The organism is Loktanella sp. SALINAS62 (assembly GCF_018263905.1).
Lineage (GTDB): Bacteria > Pseudomonadota > Alphaproteobacteria > Rhodobacterales > Rhodobacteraceae > Loktanella.
The window spans coordinates 1-266 of sequence record NZ_JAAFZU010000089.1 but is presented as its reverse complement, the minus strand read 5'-3'; the positions used below and the strand labels follow the sequence as shown (position 1 = coordinate 266).

The 266-nt window shown below is 64.7% G+C and carries 1 protein-coding gene; it reads left to right on the top strand.

Annotation, left to right across the window (positions count from 1 at the left end):
• Nucleotides 1-266, top strand: a 266-nt coding sequence (locus tag GZH79_RS18595; RefSeq protein WP_249219302.1) for an Ig-like domain-containing protein, incomplete at both ends; no start/stop codon positions are given.

Sequence of the window (266 nt, the reverse complement as noted above, 5' to 3'; positions counted from 1 at the left end):
CGACGGTCACCTATACGGCGGACGACGGCAACGGCGGCACCTCTGATCCGGTCACGGTCACCGTGACGGTCACGGGCACCAACGATGCACCGACGGCTGTGGCGGATACGCGCGATGCTGCGCCGGACGCGACACAGGATCTGGGCAATGTGCTGGCCAATGATACTGACCCGGACAGCGCTGTGCTGAACGTCGACAGCGTCAACGGCGATTCTGCAAATGTCGGCGCACCGATTGCCGCGGACAACGGCGGTCTGGTCACGATC